Raw genomic sequence first — 17,677 nt, 5'->3', positions numbered from 1 at the left:
AAGCCAGCGAATTCGTTGGCTTTTTGCATAAATAAAGGAGTGACATAATGTCAAAACGTACCATACTTTTAATTGATGGATCGAGTTTAGCCTTTCGTTCTTTCTTTTCAATCCTTGATATTGAACGTTTTAAAAATCGATCAGGTCTTCATACTAATGCTCTTTTCACTTTTAAGAGAATGTTAGATAATGTCTTGAGTCAATTTAAGCCAACCCATGTTTTAGTGGCATTTGATAAGAGTGGTGGCACTTTTCGGACAGAAAAATATCAAGACTATAAAAGTGGACGCCAAAAGACACCTACTGAATTCAAAGAGCAGATGCCATATTTTCGTGTGCTGTTAGAAGCCTATGGGATTAAACATTATTCTTTAAGTAATTATGAAGCGGATGATATTATAGGAACTCTTGCTTATCAAGCAAACCAAGCAGATCAAGTTATTGTCCTATCTGGAGATAAAGATTTAACTCAATTAGCCAGTGATAAAACAACTGTGTATATTACGCGTAAAGGTGTTTCTGACCTAGAAGCATACACCCCTCAATCAATCCAAGAAAAATGGGGGATTGAGCCTTTACAAATTATTGACATGAAAGGTCTTATGGGGGATTCGTCTGATAATTACCCAGGTATTACTAGAGTGGGTGAGAAGACAGCACTTAAATTACTTCATCAGTTTGGTTCAGTAGAAGCCATGTATGATCGCTTAGATGAGTTAAAAGCTTCTAAAATGAAAGAAAACATTATTAATGATGAAGCTAATGCAAGGATGAGTAAAGATTTAGCTCGTATTCTTCATGATGCACCGATAGAATTGACAATTGAGGAGACTCTTTTGCACCAACCAGATTATCAAGCTTTAGCTGAGTTCTATCGTCAAATGGACTTTCAATCCTTCTTGAAAAACTTGCAAGTTGAGCAAGGGGAGTCGAGTACGATTAATCAAGCAGCAGAAGATTTACCTGAAATTTCCATCCAAGTAATCGATTCAGCAGACCGGATTGAACCCACTATCTTACCTGATCAAGCAGTGTATTACAGTGAAATCTTACAGGACAATTATCACTTTGCCCCTATTAAAGCGGTCGCTTGGTTAGACTTTAAACAGAATCAATTGTACATCCTTCCTGAAGACTTAGCTTTTAGCAGTCAAGTTTTTAAAGAGTGGTTAACTAACGAAGACAAGCAAAAAATCTTTTTTGATTATAAACGTGAAGCGGTCATAGCTTCCCGTTACGATACACAAATTAATGGCATAATGATGGATGTTTTGATTGCCACTTATTTAATTGATACAAAAAACAACCAAGAACTTGCGGATGTGGCTAATCTTTTAAATCTGCCAGTGACAGTGCAATACGATGAAACGATCTATGGTAAGGGAGCAAAAAGAGCTTTACCTGAAAATAAGGATCAGTTTTACCAACATTTAGCCAATAAATTACAAACTCTAAAAGCAGTTCAACAACCATTAGAAAATCGTTTAGAAGAACTAGAGATGACAGACCTCTATCATGAAATAGAGTTACCTTTGGCTCAAACCTTAGCCAAGATTGAAATCGGTGGCATAAAGGTTGATCGTTCAACTTTAGATGAAAAAAATGAGCAAGTTCTAATTCGTATGCAAAAAATGGAAGAAGAAATTCATAACATGGCTGGCTCAACTTTCAATGTGAATTCTCCTAAACAATTGGGTATTGTTCTTTTTGAAGATTTAGGCTTGCCTATTATCAAGAAAACAAAAACCGGGTATTCTACAGCAGCTGATGTTTTGGAAAAGTTGAAAGACAAGCATCCCATTGTCCCAGCTATTTTAGCCTATCGACAGATTGCAAAATTACAGTCGACCTATTTAGCAGGGCTTCCACCCTATATTAAAGAAGATGGTAAGATTCACACACGCTTTGTCCAAACTTTAACTCAAACAGGACGTCTTTCATCCACTGATCCTAACTTACAAAACATACCAATCCGAATCGAAGAAGGACGGCTAGTGCGTCAAGCTTTTGTACCAAGCAAGAAGGGCTGGAAGTTATTTGGGGCGGATTATTCACAAATTGAATTACGCGTTTTAGCTCATATTTCGCAAGATCAACACATGCAAGAAGCGTTTAGAAATAATGAAGATATCCACTCTGCTACGGCTAGAAGAGTCTTTAACCTAGAAGATGATCAGGCAGTAGATGCAGACCACCGTCGCCAAGCCAAGGCAGTTAACTTTGGAATAGTATATGGAATTTCTGATTATGGTTTATCACAAAATTTAAACATTACCCGTAAAAAAGCCAAGGCTTTTATTGATCGTTACTTTGAAATGTTTCCGGGCATCAAAACATTTATGGAAACGATTGTGGAAGAAGCTAAAGAAAGAGGCTATGTAAAAACACTCTTCAATCGCCGGCGTTATTTACCGGATATTCACGCTACCAATTTTAATGTTCGTTCCTTTGCAGAACGAACTGCTATGAACTCGCCAATTCAAGGAAGTGCGGCTGATATTATTAAAGTTGCCATGGTTAATTTAGATCAGCGCTTGAAAGAGGAAGACCTTCAATCACGCATGATTTTACAGATACATGACGAATTGATCCTTGAAGGACCAGAAGAAGAAATGTCGATCTTAGAAAAAATAGTTCCACAAGTGATGGAGGAGGCTGCTGATTTGAGTGTTCCACTAAAAGTAGACTATCATTATGGAGATTCTTGGTTAGAGCTTAAATAAATAGAAATAAACTCACAACAAAATGTCTTAGAACTTGAAAATTCTTAAGAATTTAACTTGTGAGTTTTTGATTTATCATATGTAAAAGTTTACTAATTTTTTTTATATTGAGAAACTTAAATTTTTCATTGACGCACTTTTAAAATTAATATAAAATAAAACTAGCCACTTTGAAAGCGTTATCAAACAGTGGTAAAATAAAAGGAGGTTTTTTATGATTACGAATGGATTTCACTTTATCGCCTTCATGTTACTTTTCATAGGTGTAATGGTTTGGCTTGAAAGCAAGTATAAGGATTCGAAGTTCTTTACTTATGTACCAGCACTGATAATAGTTTATTTTGGAACGATGTTATTTTCAACCTTTGGTTTTTGGCAAGGGGAGGAAGTCTTGGGTGCAAGGGGAGCGATTAAGGATGCTATTCTTCCAGCTATGATCTTTCTAATGCTTCTAAGAGCTGATTTAAGAGATATTGCCAAGTTAGGCTGGAAAATGATCCTATCATTTTTCTCAGCAACAATCACGATTACAATAGGTTTTGTAATCGCTTTCACCCTGTTCAAAGGCATCCTATCGCCGGATGCTCCGCTCACGCTTGGTGCCTTAGCAGGTAGTTGGGTAGGTGGCGTCCAAAATATGTCTGCTGTTATGGAATCATTAAATCTTAATAGTGAAAGTATGGGATACACTCTTTTGATTGATTCGATTGATTATTCAATGTGGATAATGTTCTTGTTAGCTATGGTACCTTTTGCTAAAAAGTTTAATAAATGGACCAAGGCTGACACCTCTGTCATAGATAAAGTGAATGAAAATTTAACTATTAAATTTGATAAAATTAGTACAGCCATTGAGCATCATCATATTCTACTGTTATTAGGTTTAGCTTTTAGTTTTACTGCTCTAGCACAAACGATAGCTGGCTACTTACCTGGTAACTTTGAAACAGGCTGGACAATCATTATCGTTACTTTTATTGGTTTAGCGTGCGCTATGACACCTTTAGGTAAGATTCCGGGTGCCCCACAGCTATCTAATGTTTTGTTATATTTATTAATTGGTTTAATTGCAGCTACTTCAAATTTTGCCGAATTAACCCAAGCCCCAGCTTATATTTTAACTGGTTTTGTTATTTTGTTAGTTCACGGCATATTAATGTTAATTATAGCTAAGCTTTTTAAGTTGGATTTATTCACATGTGGGGTGGCTTCATTAGCTAATATAGGTGGAGTAGCATCTGCACCAGTTTTAGCAGCGGCTTATTCTCAATCTTTAGTGCCTATTGCTGTATTAATGGCCTTAATAGGTGTAAGTACGGGAACATTTATTGGAATACTAATTTCAAATCTTTTAGCATTTTTAGCTTAAAATCTTTAAAAACTGTATCTTTTAAGATGTGACAACAATAGACGATTGTTTGAATGATATTTTATCTGTCTACTTGACAGGGGGCATATCAGAAATTCAATCGTCTTTTTTGTGTCCTTATTAAGACAAAATCTTTAAAATAGCTTGAAGCTTCTAAGCTAGGATGAAAGTCCCCCCCTCTTAGTATATAATAATTGGTGTACATAAAAGAAAAGGACGGAAATTATGATAAAATTAATGAAGCAAATCACTCGTTTTGTTTTTGTTGGAGGGACAGCGACCCTACTAGATATGGGGATCCTCTATTTGCTTAATTATCAATTTGGTGTTAATCACCATATTGCCGCAACCATTGCTTTTGTAGTAGCTACCTTTTATAACTATTACCTGTCTATGAAATTTGTTTTTAAAAGTAAGTTTGAAGCAGGAGAACGACATAAAGAATTCCTGGCTTTTTTCATTTTAAGTGTTATCGGATTGCTAATCACCCTAATCGGCTTGGTAATCTTTGTAGATTGGCTCAAGTGGGATGTAATGATTTCTAAGGTGCTGATCGGTATTGTTGTGATGATTTTTAATTTCGTGACACGTAAAATTTATTTTGAAGGGGAGGCAGACCTACATTGAAAATAACAATTTTGATTCCCTTTTATAATGAAGAAGAAATGATCGAAAAGACTCACCAAGTTTTAAGTAAAGAATTGAAAACAATGGTTGAGTTCGAATTTGAATTACTTTATGTGAATGATGGCTCCTCCGATCACACCTTAGAATTGATGCGAAAAATTGCTGAACAAGATGAGCGAGTTAAATACCTTTCATTTAGTCGCAATTTTGGTAAGGAGGCTGCAATGTTAGCGGGCTTTGATCATGCCAGTGGCGAAGCAGTTATTATTATGGATGGAGATTTACAAAATCCGCCATATTTAATTAAAGAAATGATTGCTAAATATCAAGAAGGCTATGATGTGGTGAATGCCAAGCGAAGTCGAGATGGCGAACGAAAAACAACCAGTTTTTTTGCAAAAATCTTTTATAAAGTTGCCAACACCATGATGGATGTCGAATTGACGGATGGTGTTTCGGATTTTCGTCTGTTATCACGGCCAGCCATTAATGCTATTATCTCATTAAGAGAGTATAATCGTTTTTCTAAAGGATTATTTTCTTGGATAGGTTTTAAGGAAACGGTCATTGAATATGAAAATGAATTACGACAAGCAGGACAAACAAAATGGTCATTCAAAAAGTCTTTAAACTACGCTTTAGATGGAATCCTATCCTTTTCTAATCATCCCTTAAGAATGATTTTTGGCTTAGGTTTAACTTGTATTGCAATTGCCGGACTCTATATTATATGGTTACTTTTTAACTACTTTAGTGATCCGAGTCAAGCAGTATCAGGTTACTTCACCACTATTTTTACAATTGTATTTTTTGGAGGCGTTCAATTAGTCTCCATTGGGGTTTTAGGTGAATATATTGGTAAAATATTCTATGAGGTAAAGGGAAGGCCTCATTATATTATTGAAGAAAGCAATATTAAGAAGGGGGACCAGGAATGAAGAAAAAAACATGGATTTATGGAATGAGCGGCTTGGCTCCTTTGGCCTTAATGCTAGTAGGGTGGTTTATTAATGATTTCTTTCCTTTTGGAGAAAAGTCTTTCTTAGCTATCGACTTTAATCAGCAATTTATTGATTTATATATATTTATGCGAAATTCTTTTTATTCAGGTGATTTTGGCGCTTTGTTTTATTCTTTTACCAAATCAATTGGAGGAAATATGATTGGGGCTTGGGCTTATTACTTAATGAGTCCTTTCAATATATTTTATTTAATTTTACCCATGAAATGGATAACCTATGCTATATTTTTATCGGTATGGTTGCGGTATGGGGCTATGGGCTTATCCATGGCTTATTATCTTATTAAACGCCATGGTGGCCAAAAAAGACCTTATTTGACTTTGATTTTGGCTACCACCTATGCCTTGAATGGTTTCGCTGTGTCTTATCAAATGACACCTATTTTTATGGATGCATTATGGCTAATGCCTCTGCTGCTTGTAGCGCTAGAAAATGTACTGGATGGTAAAAAGCCTTACACCTACATTTTTCTTTTGGCTTCGACTATGATCATTCAATATTATATGGGCTATATGATTTGCTTGTTTATTTTATTCTATAGTTTTTATTATTTGTTTGTTCAATATTACCAAGTACATAAAGACCATTATTTTAAATTTTTAGGACAAAATGTTGTTCGCTTAGGTATGTTTTCTCTAATAGGAATTGGACTGTCAGCTCTATTATTAGTGCCTAACATTTATAACTTACTCTTTTCAAAAGCTGCTTTGGAATCGACTCTATCTTTTGATTGGGAATTACAAATAAATCCATTAGATATCTTTGCTAAGTTAATGATAGGGGCTTTTGATAATGAGTCATGGTCTGCGGGACCGAACTTACCCAACATATATGTTGGGTCCTTAGCTATGGTGGGGGTAATCAGTTATTTCCTATCGAAAACAATTAAAACCAGCCATAAATGGGCGAGCGCTACTGTTTTAACTATCTTCTTCTTTTCTATGACCCATGAATTCACTAGCAAGATTTGGCATATGGGACAAAATCCAGCAGGCTTTTTCTATCGTTTTTCTTGGATTCTAGTCTTTTTCCTTATCTTATTAGCTTATCAAGGACTCAAGGATAAAGTGATTGAAAGCCAGGAAGTTTTCATTGGAATAGCTATTGCCCTCTTAATTCAGTCTGTAGTGATGGTCAAGGAATATTCTTTCCTGACTCCTGAACAAAGACAAGCTTCCGCCTTTATTTTTGGGCTAATGTGGTTGGTTCTTTATTTAGTAAAACAGCCTCACTTTAAATGGCTGCTAGTTTTATTATTAAGTTTTGGAGAGTTAAGTGCCAATGCCTATCTTTCCCAGGGAAGACTAAATCATAACAATGCTTTTAAATTTGAAAATGCACTGGATGTCATTGACGAATCTATTGATAAAATTCGTCCAGACAAAAGCGATTTTTACCGTATCTCTAAAACATTCTATCGGTCTAAAAATGATCCGATGACTTTTAGTTATCCTGGAATGACAACCTTCACCTCTAGTTTAGAAGGCTCTACACGAGATTTGTTCGAAGAACTAGGGAATTCAGCGATTGATGCATCTATTTATTATTATGGTACTCCTTTAACTGATGCTCTATTCGGAGTGAAGTATTTTGTAAATAATGAACCCTTTTCAAGTGATGATCAAGCTGTTATTGATCAGACTTATATTTTTCCAACGGATGTGACACGCCTAGATATTACTAATGAGGCGAATAAGGTAGATGAAACCGATCGATTTACCATTTTCCAAACGCCTAAAACATTGCCGATTGCTTTTGGAGTAAGTAATCAGTTGGCTCAATTGAATTTAATTGAAAACCGACCGATCGCTAACCAAAATGCGATTGCTCAAGCTCTCCTATCAGATGATACAGAAATTTTCAAACTGGTTGAGACCGAGGTGACTTTAACCAACTTAATTCATGGAGCGACACAATCAGGAGGTCAAATCTTTTCTCGTGAAGATAATACACTGGATGGTTCAATGAAGTTGATTTTTACGCCAACTACTGATGATTCCTACTTTGTCGATATTCCGCGCAGTTTATCAACCTATAAGGGAGAAGTCGACATTTTATTAAATGGACAGAATTACGATTATCGCTCTAAATTCGGAGCCAATCAAGTCTTTAATATTGCCCATCAAGCCAAAGGTCAAGAACAAGAGTTGGAGATCATTATTAAGGCTGACCGACAATTCAATTTGACAGATCTGAAGATTTACCAAATGGATCAAAATAAGGTTAACCAAATAATCGAAGACCGGCAGTCAGAGGCCATACAAATAGAAGAGTGGGGCTCCAACTATGTGAGAGGTTCGATTACAATTAAAGATAGCCCTTGGGTGTTTACTTCTATTCCGTACGACCAAGGATGGCAAGTGAAGGTCGATGGAGAACTTGTAGAAGACGAAAAAATATGGGATTCTCTTTTGGCCTTTCAAGTAGAAGCTGGCGAACATCAACTTGAAATGATCTTTCAGCCGAGAGGCCTTTTATTGGGAGCAGGCATTACTAGTTTGTCTGCCTTAAGTTTAATTGCTTGGGCTCTTCTAGAGCAAAAGTACGGCAAGTTCTTAATGTTTCATCGAAATGGTGAGTCGTTAAATAAACGACAAATTGGTCGCTCAGCCAAAAAGTCTCCTACTGACCAGCAGGTTGAAAGGTTCAAAATTACAAAAGATCCAACGAATGACATTAAAGTAGAGGAGTAAATTTCAAGATGAGTCAGAAAAAATCTTTAATTATTTCTTGGTCACTTGGCTTTCACTTTCTATCAGCTTATCTAATAACGGCGATTTTAAACATTATGATGTGTCCTGAACTCAATGTTTTGGTCATTCTGGATAATCAAGTGTCCATATTTTCTTTTTTAAGTATGCTTGTTTTAGTTTTTTCACTTTTATTAGCGGGCGATTTTCATTTTTCAAGAGAAGATTTAAGAGGAGAATTTTTTACTATTGTCTTAGTAATATTTTGTCTATTCTTTACATGGCAAAACTCATCCTTAGTAATCGTCTTGGGTGTGTTTTTTCTTTTAATGACCTACTATTGCTATCTCTTTTTCAATAGACTTAAGAAACAATTCATTGTATTGGGAGGAGCTTTTATCTTAGCGATACGCTTCATTTATCTGGCTGTTTTTTTGAATGAAGAAACATTTGTAACAAATAGTTCATCAATGGATAAAAAATTATTAATCTTATTTATTTTAAGTGCTATTTTAGCTTACTTCTTAACTCGTGGAAGTCTTCTGGAACGATTAAATTTAAGAATGAGGTCAGGGAGTTTATGGGCAATATTCTTTCTGTCCATTATATTGTATGCATCAACAGTTGGCTTATGGGTAATTGCTAGAGTTTTAGTCTATGCTTCACCGACTTATGATATGGGCATTTTTTCGCAGATGTTTGAGAGTATGGCGAATGGGATGGGGCCTATTACAACTTTAGAAAGAGGAGAAAAGTTGTCACATTTTGCAGTGCATCTCTCTCCTATTCATTATTTAATTCTGCCTGTTTATTGGCTATTACCGAGTCCTTTGACTATTCAAGCGCTTCAAGTTCTCATTGTAATGTCAGGAGTCATACCTTTATATTTAATACTTAATCAGTTAAAGTGGAGTGTGAAGTATCGAATTGTCTTTCTTTTGCTCTATTTATGGATGCCATCATTGACTAGCGGTCAATTCTATGACTATCATGAAAATTGTTTTTTAGCACCATTAGTTTTATGGTTAATTTATGCCGACTTCAGTCAATCGAGCTGGAAGATGGCGGTAGCAACCCTATTATTATTAGCAGTCAAAGAAGATGCGATTGTTTATGTAATAAGTATCGGGGCTTTCTTTTTATTACAAAATCTTTGGCCCCAAACGTCTAAGGTAAAAAAAGTAATACTGGGGCTTCAGATTATTATACCAATAGCTTATTTTTTCTTTGCTATTACTTGGTTAAGACACTTTGGCACTGGGGCAATGACTAGTCGCTTTGCCAATTTTATGCTGACAGACCAAGAGGGTTTAATCCATGCGGTCTTTAATGCCATAAAAAACCCCGCATTCACATTAGCAAGTATTTTTACTTATGAAAAGTTAAAGTATCTCTTGATTATTTTTGCAAGCCAGGCCTTCTTACCCTTGCTACAAGTTTCATGGCGCCCGTATATTTTATTGTTACCCCTTTTGGTCATCAATCTTGTCAGTGACTGGCCTTATCAAGTCGACTTATTTAAACAATATCACTTTGGGTCGAGCACGCTTATTCTTTTTATGTCTATCATAACCATTGAACATTGGCAAAGAAGAAAAGTGTATCTGTTTCGAACCAAAAAAATCTCATTTGAACAATTATCTAGCTTTTTCATCACCTTATCAATATTAGCAAGCCTTTCGTTTTTTGTAACAATGATAGGCCCTAGAAAGTATGATTATCAATCCTATCAAAACGACACTGAATTTTATCAATCGATTCAAAAGACCTTAGCTAAAATACCAAAAAATAGTAGAGTTGTGACGGTATCCTCATATACGACACCTTTATCAAAAAATTCAGAACTCTATGATCTTTTCTATCATAATAATCGAGAAGTAGACCTTACTATTGATTATGTTGTTTTTAATCGCTCAATTTTAGAAGGTCAATCAGAAGAAAAACAAGTAATTGAAAAATATCTTGCTTCAGGCTATATTGAAAGTGATCTTTCAGGTAGGGATGTTGTTATTTTAGAAGCTAGATAAATTTTTGAACCACCTAATCCTAGGTGGTTTTTAAAATAGGACGATATCATCTTTACTATTCGACATAACCGACAAAGTTCTTCTTTCATGATAAAATAAAAATAGATTTCAGTTTAGGAGTGGGTTAAATGCCAGAATTACCAGAAGTAAATGCTGTCATGATTGGATTGAATCAGTTGGTTCAAGGAAAGACCATAAAAAAAGTAAATGTTTATTGGCCTAGAATAGTAGGGGCTGAAAATGCTGAAGAAGTAAAATTGTTTGCTAATCAGTTAATCGACCAACAAATCATTGAAGTCAAACGAAGAGGAAAATATTTAATATTTATTCTTAGCGATAAGGTTATGATTTCGCATTTGCGAATGGAAGGTAAATATCAATACACTCCTCAAGATCAATTGACATCCTATCAAAAAGATAAGCACACTCATGTCGAATTTATGTTCTCTGATGGAACTTTATTGAACTATCATGACGTTAGAAAGTTTGGTCGGATTGAAGTAATAGCGAAAAATGAGCTAGAAAATTATTTTCTCGCCAAGGACTTAGGTCCAGAACCCACAGAAAATGAGTTTGATTTAGCAAGTTTTCAAAAAGACCTATCCAAAATTAATCGTATGATTAAACCTGTTCTCTTAGATCAAAAAACAGTGGCAGGTTTAGGAAATATTTATGTTGATGAATCCTTATTTAGAGCAGGAATCCATCCAGCTAGTTTGGCCAGGTCTGTTCCACTAAGTAATATGCAAGATCTACATCAATCAATCATTGAGGTGATTGATGAAGCGGTCAAGGCAGGAGGCTCATCCGTTCGAACTTACCGCAACAGTTTAGGACAAGCAGGAGAATTTCAACAACAATTGCAAGTGTATGGGCGCAAGGGACAGCCTTGTTTTCGATGTGGTACTACCGTAGAAAAAACTCAGTTGGCTCAACGAGGCACACATTACTGTCCAAGGTGTCAGAGATATTTTACTTAGTAAAAACAAACATGATCGACTAAACAGGAGGTATAGTATGACGTTTTTGATAGCATTAACAGGAGGAATAGCAACCGGTAAATCAACCGTGGCTCAAATAATTAAAAATTTAAACTATCCAGTTATTGATACGGATCTAATTGCAAGGAAAGTAGTTAAGCCTGGTAGTAAGGGATTAAATAGACTGGTTGAAAGATTTTCTGAAAAAATCCTATTGGGCTCAGGTCATTTAAACCGTCCACTTTTATCGGCAATAGTCTTCAATGATTCTCAAGCTTTAGAAGCCCTTAATCAAATTTTACACCCTTTGATTCTTGAAGAGCTAAGACGTCAAATTAAAACGTTATCTGAACCATTGGTATTCGTTGAAGTGCCCTTGTTATATGAAGTGGGTTGGCAAGCTTTCTTTGATCAGGTGTGGGTGATCTATGCGCCTTATCATAAGCAATTAGAACGCTTGACTCAAAGAGATCAAATCGATCTAGAAATGGCTCAAAGAAAAATTTCTAGTCAAATCCCCACTATCGAAAAAATTGAGCAAGCTGATTTTGTCATTGATACTGAGTTTGACAAAGAGACAGTTGCTGAACAAGTTAATCAAGCATTACAAGATTTATTAAATAAGCTATAATAGAATTAGGAATTACTTTAATATATTTATATAGAAAGGGGGAGCTTTGATGGAATGTCCAAAGTGTCATCAGCAACAATCCAAAGTAATTGATTCCCGACCCGCAGAAGATGGTGCATCTATCCGACGTAGAAGAGAGTGTATGACTTGTGGTTTTCGTTTTAATACTTATGAACGTATTGAGAGAACACCTTTATTAGTAGTTAAACGTGATGGAACACGTGAAGAGTTTAATCGTGATAAACTCTTGCGTGGTATTGTTAGAGCGGCAGAAAAACGACCGATTAGTCGTGAGCAAATGGAAGAAGTGGTCGGTCACGTTGAAAATAAAATTCGAGAAGTTTGTGAACAAGAAATTGCTAGTAAAGATATCGGTGAATTTGTAATGCCTTTATTAATGGAATTAGATGAAGTGGCCTATATTCGTTTTGCTTCGGTATACCGTGAATTCCAATCACGTGAAATGTTTATTAAAGAACTTGAAGCCCTAACGCTACAATCAAAATCATCGGAGCAAGAGGACCATGGTCTTACAGATTAATCCTTATCAACCTTATCAAGTCAAATTAGGCCTTCCTTTATCATTTCAGCAACTTCAATGTTTAACTCAACTTTATCAACCGATTATTGGGGCCGATGCAGTCAGTTTATATTTAACTTTGGCTCACCAACCGAGAGAAAAACTTAATTGGACCTATCGGACGATGCACTCTCGATTATTACCTGTTCTTAATATGGGTATAGGGGATTTCAATCAAGCACGCATTCATTTAGAAGCTGTGAATCTTATAAGGACTTATCGAGATGAAAAGTCACATGATGACTATACACGGCAAACTATTTTCTATGAAATGCAAATGCCTTTGTCAGTGGAACATTTTTTTAAACATCCCCAATTATCATTAGCTCTTTTTAATCAAATAGGTGATGAGTCTTATTATGGCTTGATTCGTCTGTGGAAAAAAGAAGACCTAGGGCAGACAGCATTAAGCGAAATCACCTTACCTTTCGCTGAGGTTATCAATGCTAAAAGCGAAAACTTTCGTCGTAGTGAATTATTTGAAGCGACCGAAGGCATACAATTCCAAGACCAATACTCAAATTTTGAGCTTGATGAAGACAACTTTCAAGATAGATTTGATTTATCTTTCTTTTATCAGATACTAGCCAGTAAACAAGTTGCTAAAGAATTGATAAGCCAAGCTGTCTTGAACCAAATAGCTAGCTTAAGTCAGTTTTATGAACTAGATGAGGAAGCTATGGCGCAAGTTGTTAAACTCGCTCAAAGTCCAGTCACACAACAAATTGATCTTGAATTGTTAAGAACTTATGCAGCAAAATATCAGTATTTTAAGAAACGCGAATATTATGATCAATTAGTCGACCAGTCAGTCAAAGCAAGTCACGAAGAACTTGCTAATTTGAAAAATGATTTAAGAACGAACTATCCAAGCTTTACCGATCAAGAAATTGAAATTATACTTATCTGTCAGCAAATGAATCCAAGTGAATTTTTAAATCAAATTAAAGAAGAAGCAGGCGGATTTGCGACGAGTTCTGAACATTATTATTTAAAAGAACTAATTGAGAAATCACGTCTGCCACAAGCTGTCTTGAACTTTTTAGTTTATTATTTAATCGTTATGGAAGGGCACGCCAATTTTGAAAAAGGAAGATCGAATCGATTGGCTAATGAGTGGCAACAAGTGGGACTATCCAATCCTGCAGAGGCCTTGGAGTTCTTACATAAGCAGAGACTCTTTAAAGAGAAACAAAGTAAAATTAAAGACAAGCAAAAAGCACAATCATCAAAGAACAATTGGACTAACAAAAAAAAATATCAAGAGTTGGTGCCTAGTTGGTTGAAGGAACAACAAAATCCAAAAGCCACTTCTCAAGAAAATGCTAGCAGTAAACCAGTTGAGACAAATGGTAAGAACGCATTGTCAAAGGAGATAGATGATGACTCTATAGACAAAGGCGCAAAACCTTCGTCACAATTAAAAGAAGAAGAAATTCGCAAACGACTAGAGAACTTATTAAATAAGGGGGAAGATTAAGATGCAATCCATCAAACAGCTGATGAAAGATTTTGAAAATCAAACACCCCAATCTGCTTCAAGTCAAGAAATGACAAAAGTGCTTCTCAATTATCCTGCTATTAAGGATTTTATCAATGCTAATCAGGACAAAATTTCACTAGAAATGATCATGAATTCTCTATCCAAACTCAACGAGTATCGGATGGAAAAAGAAGCCATGGCAGCAGGTAAAGAAGGGCAAAACCCTGGTTTTACACCGGAACTTTTTATCAACTATAACTATATAGATGTTACCTATGTGCCCACTCAAAGTTATTTACATCAACAGGCCCAAAGAAAAACAGCTGCTTTAATTGATAATCGGATGATGGCTCTAGATGTTCAAAAAGCAAGGCTTGAAGATTACGACTTAACCAGTCCGCAACGTTTAGTGTTGATGGAAGCTGTCACAACTTTTATTGAAGAGATTAAAGTGAATATTCGTCAAGCCAGAGGTATGTATATCGCTGGACCGTTTGGTGTTGGAAAGACCTATTTATTAGGGGCCTTAGCCAATGCTCTAGCCAGTTTGGGTTATCAAGTATCGATGATTCATTACCCAACCTTTACGATGGAAATGAAGGCTGTGATTGGGCAAGACAATCAATTATTTATGATGTTAGAGCAAATTAAGAAGAAAACAGTTCTAATTATTGATGATATTGGGGCGGAATCGAATTCAGCTTGGTTAAGAGATGATTTATTAGGGGTTATACTCGAACATCGGATGAAGGAATCCTTACCAACATTTTTCACTTCCAACTTCACAATGGCAGAGTTAGAAGTTCATTTAGCTTCTAGTCGTAATGCTTCCGACGTGACGAAAGCGGCAAGAATCATGGAAAGAATTAAATTTTTAACTAAGGAATGGCAATTGACGGGAGAAAATCGCCGCTTATCTAACCGTTAATTTATTAAAGAGAGGAAATCGATGTATGAGAGATGGATTCAAATCAACAGATTTTAAAAAAGAGCAAAGGTTTATATTGCTAGTCCTTGCTATTGCACTGATTATTCAAATAACGGTGGCAGGGTTGTATTTCTTTGTGGAAAAGCAAACTGTTTTATTATTTCCTATGTTTTTAGGGATTTTAGCTAATTTGACTGGCATTGGCAGATTAATACAATTATGAAACTAATTCTTGCATTTTTTTAAGATTGATGGTTTAATGAATTTAACTCAAGATAAGAAATTAATGAGAAGTCACGAAGTTTAATTCCCTCATTTCAAGAGAGAGGTCGTTTGCTGGAAGACCTTAATGATAATTAGCTTTACCCCTTCTTGAATGCTCGATCCAAGCATGAGTGGTAAGTCGAGACGTCGGAGGCGTTAACTCTATGAGATTATCTTATAAAAGATAATGAACTTGGGTGGAACCACGTCGAATACACGTCCCATTGGTTAGTAATAGCCAATGGGACGTTTTGTTTTAAGTTTCAGTAGTACGGAGGAGGAATCTTATATGTCAACAATTCATTTAACATTACCAGATGGTGCTGTAAGAGAATATCAATCAGGCATCACACCCATGCAAGTAGCAGAATCTATCTCTCGTTCTTTAGCTAAAGCAACCTTAGCAGGTAAATTTGAAGGAGAGATTATTGACCATAATCGACCAATTGAAAAGGATGGGTCAATTGAGATTATCACTAATAAAAGTGACGAAGCTTTACAAATTATGCGTCACTCAACCGCTCACTTAATGGCTCATGCTATGACTCGTTTGTATCCAGGTATTCACTTTGGTGTAGGACCTGCCATTGATTCAGGATTCTATTATGATACTGACAAACCAGATCCAATTACCGAAGAAGAATTGCCAAAAATTGAAAAGGAAATGAAAAAAATTATTTCAGCTAATTATCCAATTGAACGGCGAGTAGTATCGCGTCAAGAGGCTTTAGAGATTTTTAAGGATGATCCTTACAAGCAAGAGTTAATCAATGATTTACCTGAAGACGAAATTATCACCGTCTATACGCAAGAAGATTTTACTGATTTATGTCGTGGAATTCATGTGCCTTCAACTGGTAAGATTAAGACTTTTAAACTCTTGTCACTCGCTGGAGCTTATTGGCGTGGCAATTCTGATAATAAGATGATGCAAAGGGTTTATGGAACAGCATTCTTTAAACAAGAAGATCTAGATGAATTCTTAAGATTACGTGAAGAGGCCAAGGAGCGCGACCACCGTAAATTAGGTAAAGAATTGAACATATTCATGATTAGTCCGGAAGCGGGATCAGGTTTACCTTTCTGGCTACCTAATGGAGCAACTATCCGTCGTACCATCGAACGCTATATTACTGATAAGGAAATTTCATTGGGTTATCAACATGTTTACACTCCAATCATGGCCAAGACGGATCTTTATAAGACCTCGGGACACTGGGATCATTATCAAGATGATATGTTCCCGCCTATGGATATGGGTGACGGTGAGATGCTTGTTCTAAGACCGATGAACTGTCCACACCATATGATGATTTATAAAGATGATATTCATTCCTATCGTGAACTACCTATTCGAATTGCAGAATTAGGGATGATGCATCGTTATGAAAAATCGGGTGCTTTATCAGGCTTGCAGCGTGTTCGTGAAATGACACTTAATGATGCGCATATTTTCGTTCGTCCTGACCAAATTAAAGAGGAATTTAAGCGTGTGTTACAGTTGATTTCTGAGGTATATGAGGACTTTGGCATTACAGATTATCGTTATCGTTTATCATACCGTGATCCTGAGGATACTAAGAAATACTTTGATGATGATGAGATGTGGGAAAAAGCCCAAGCTATGCTTAAAGAAGCTATGGATGAATTAGAATTGGATTACTTTGAAGCGGAAGGGGAAGCAGCTTTCTATGGGCCTAAGTTAGATGTTCAATTCAAAACAGCTATTGGCTTAGAAGAAACCATGTCCACAGTACAATTAGACTTCCTACTTCCAGAACGCTTTGACCTAACTTATGTAGGTGAGGATGGTCAAAATGACCATCGTCCGGTTGTTATCCACCGTGGTGTAGTTTCAACTATGGAACGATTCGTTGCCTACTTAATTGAAGAGTACAAGGGATCCTTCCCTACTTGGTTAGCTCCAGTTCAAGTTGTTCTTTTACCAGTTAATCTCGCAGCCCATGGTGAAAAAGTAGAAGAAATCTATCATGCTTTGAGAAATGTTGGTGTTCGCGTTGAAATGGACTTGCGTAATGAAAAACTTGGCTATAAGATTCGTTCAGCTCAAACTTCTAAAGTTCCTTACCAATTAGTAATTGGGGACAAAGAAGTTGAATCTGGTAATGTGAATGTTCGTCGTTACGGTCAAGAAAATTCAGAATCAGTTTCGGTTGAAGATTTCATTGCAATGATTTTAGCGGATATTAATAATAAATCGAAAAAATAAAAAATTATAATTCTAAACACTTATCGCCCAAATTGTCTTTATTAACTACTTAAAGGCAAATTTGAGACTAAGTGTTTTTTTAATTCACAAAAATTATTTTCTAATAAGGCGGCAGTTATTAGC

Annotated in this window: 13 protein-coding genes; all 13 read left to right on the top strand. The window is 35.9% G+C overall.

Translation table 11 applies throughout. The annotated features are described in order from the left end of the window. Positions 1-47 precede the first annotated feature (47 nt). The 13 genes from polA to thrS all read left to right on the top strand — a co-directional run bounded on the left by polA (position 48) and on the right by thrS (position 17,554). On the top strand, positions 48-2,723 hold the full coding sequence (gene polA / locus ACQV2X_RS04665; protein WP_428894279.1) for a DNA polymerase I: 2,676 nt from the start codon (positions 48-50) through the stop codon (positions 2,721-2,723). A 214-nt stretch (positions 2,724-2,937) separates the two neighbouring features. Further along, positions 2,938-4,092 carry a DUF819 domain-containing protein gene (locus ACQV2X_RS04660; protein WP_428874854.1) on the top strand — a complete coding sequence of 385 codons (1,155 nt, stop codon included), beginning with the start codon at positions 2,938-2,940 and terminating at the stop codon, positions 4,090-4,092. Positions 4,093-4,317: 225 nt separating this feature from the next. Next, on the top strand, positions 4,318-4,719 hold the full coding sequence (locus ACQV2X_RS04655) for a GtrA family protein (RefSeq protein ID WP_428873616.1): 402 nt from the start codon (positions 4,318-4,320) through the stop codon (positions 4,717-4,719). After that, positions 4,716-5,657 (top strand): glycosyltransferase PgfS, encoded by a 942-nt coding sequence (pgfS, locus tag ACQV2X_RS04650; protein ID WP_428891864.1) that lies wholly within the window; start codon positions 4,716-4,718, stop codon positions 5,655-5,657. Before ACQV2X_RS04655 ends, pgfS begins: the two co-directional genes overlap by 4 nt. After that, complete coding sequence (locus tag ACQV2X_RS04645) at positions 5,654-8,434, top strand: YfhO family protein (protein ID WP_428891865.1); 2,781 nt, start codon at positions 5,654-5,656, stop codon at positions 8,432-8,434. Before pgfS ends, ACQV2X_RS04645 begins: the two co-directional genes overlap by 4 nt. Before the next feature lie 8 nt (positions 8,435-8,442). Beyond that, a complete protein-coding gene (locus tag ACQV2X_RS04640; protein ID WP_428891866.1) occupies positions 8,443-10,458 on the top strand; it encodes a DUF2079 domain-containing protein in 2,016 nt (671 codons plus the stop codon). A 128-nt stretch (positions 10,459-10,586) separates the two neighbouring features. After that, a complete protein-coding gene (mutM, locus tag ACQV2X_RS04635; RefSeq protein ID WP_428876501.1) occupies positions 10,587-11,438 on the top strand; it encodes a DNA-formamidopyrimidine glycosylase in 852 nt (283 codons plus the stop codon). A gap of 37 nt (positions 11,439-11,475) precedes the next feature. After that, positions 11,476-12,069 carry a dephospho-CoA kinase gene (gene coaE / locus ACQV2X_RS04630; RefSeq protein WP_428873621.1) on the top strand — a complete coding sequence of 198 codons (594 nt, stop codon included), beginning with the start codon at positions 11,476-11,478 and terminating at the stop codon, positions 12,067-12,069. Positions 12,070-12,118: 49 nt separating this feature from the next. Further along, positions 12,119-12,610 carry a transcriptional regulator NrdR gene (gene nrdR / locus ACQV2X_RS04625; protein ID WP_428876502.1) on the top strand — a complete coding sequence of 164 codons (492 nt, stop codon included), beginning with the start codon at positions 12,119-12,121 and terminating at the stop codon, positions 12,608-12,610. Further along, positions 12,594-14,129, top strand: a complete 1,536-nt coding sequence (locus tag ACQV2X_RS04620; RefSeq protein ID WP_428876503.1) for a DnaD domain protein — start codon at positions 12,594-12,596, stop codon at positions 14,127-14,129. Before nrdR ends, ACQV2X_RS04620 begins: the two co-directional genes overlap by 17 nt. Position 14,130: 1 nt before the next feature. After that, entirely contained in the window at positions 14,131-15,060 is a 930-nt protein-coding gene (gene dnaI, locus ACQV2X_RS04615) for a primosomal protein DnaI (RefSeq protein WP_428873624.1), read from the top strand. Between the two features lie 25 nt (positions 15,061-15,085). Further along, a complete protein-coding gene (locus ACQV2X_RS04610; RefSeq protein ID WP_428894278.1) occupies positions 15,086-15,283 on the top strand; it encodes a hypothetical protein in 198 nt (65 codons plus the stop codon). 330 nt (positions 15,284-15,613) lie between these two features. Further along, positions 15,614-17,554 carry a threonine--tRNA ligase gene (gene thrS / locus ACQV2X_RS04605; RefSeq protein ID WP_428873626.1) on the top strand — a complete coding sequence of 647 codons (1,941 nt, stop codon included), beginning with the start codon at positions 15,614-15,616 and terminating at the stop codon, positions 17,552-17,554. Positions 17,555-17,677: the final 123 nt, after the last annotated feature.

This window comes from Facklamia sp. P12945 (assembly GCF_050409485.1).
Taxonomy (GTDB): Bacteria; Bacillota; Bacilli; order Lactobacillales; family Aerococcaceae; genus Facklamia.
The sequence above is the reverse complement of the archived record's forward strand: the minus strand, read 5'-3'. Positions and strand labels throughout refer to the sequence as shown.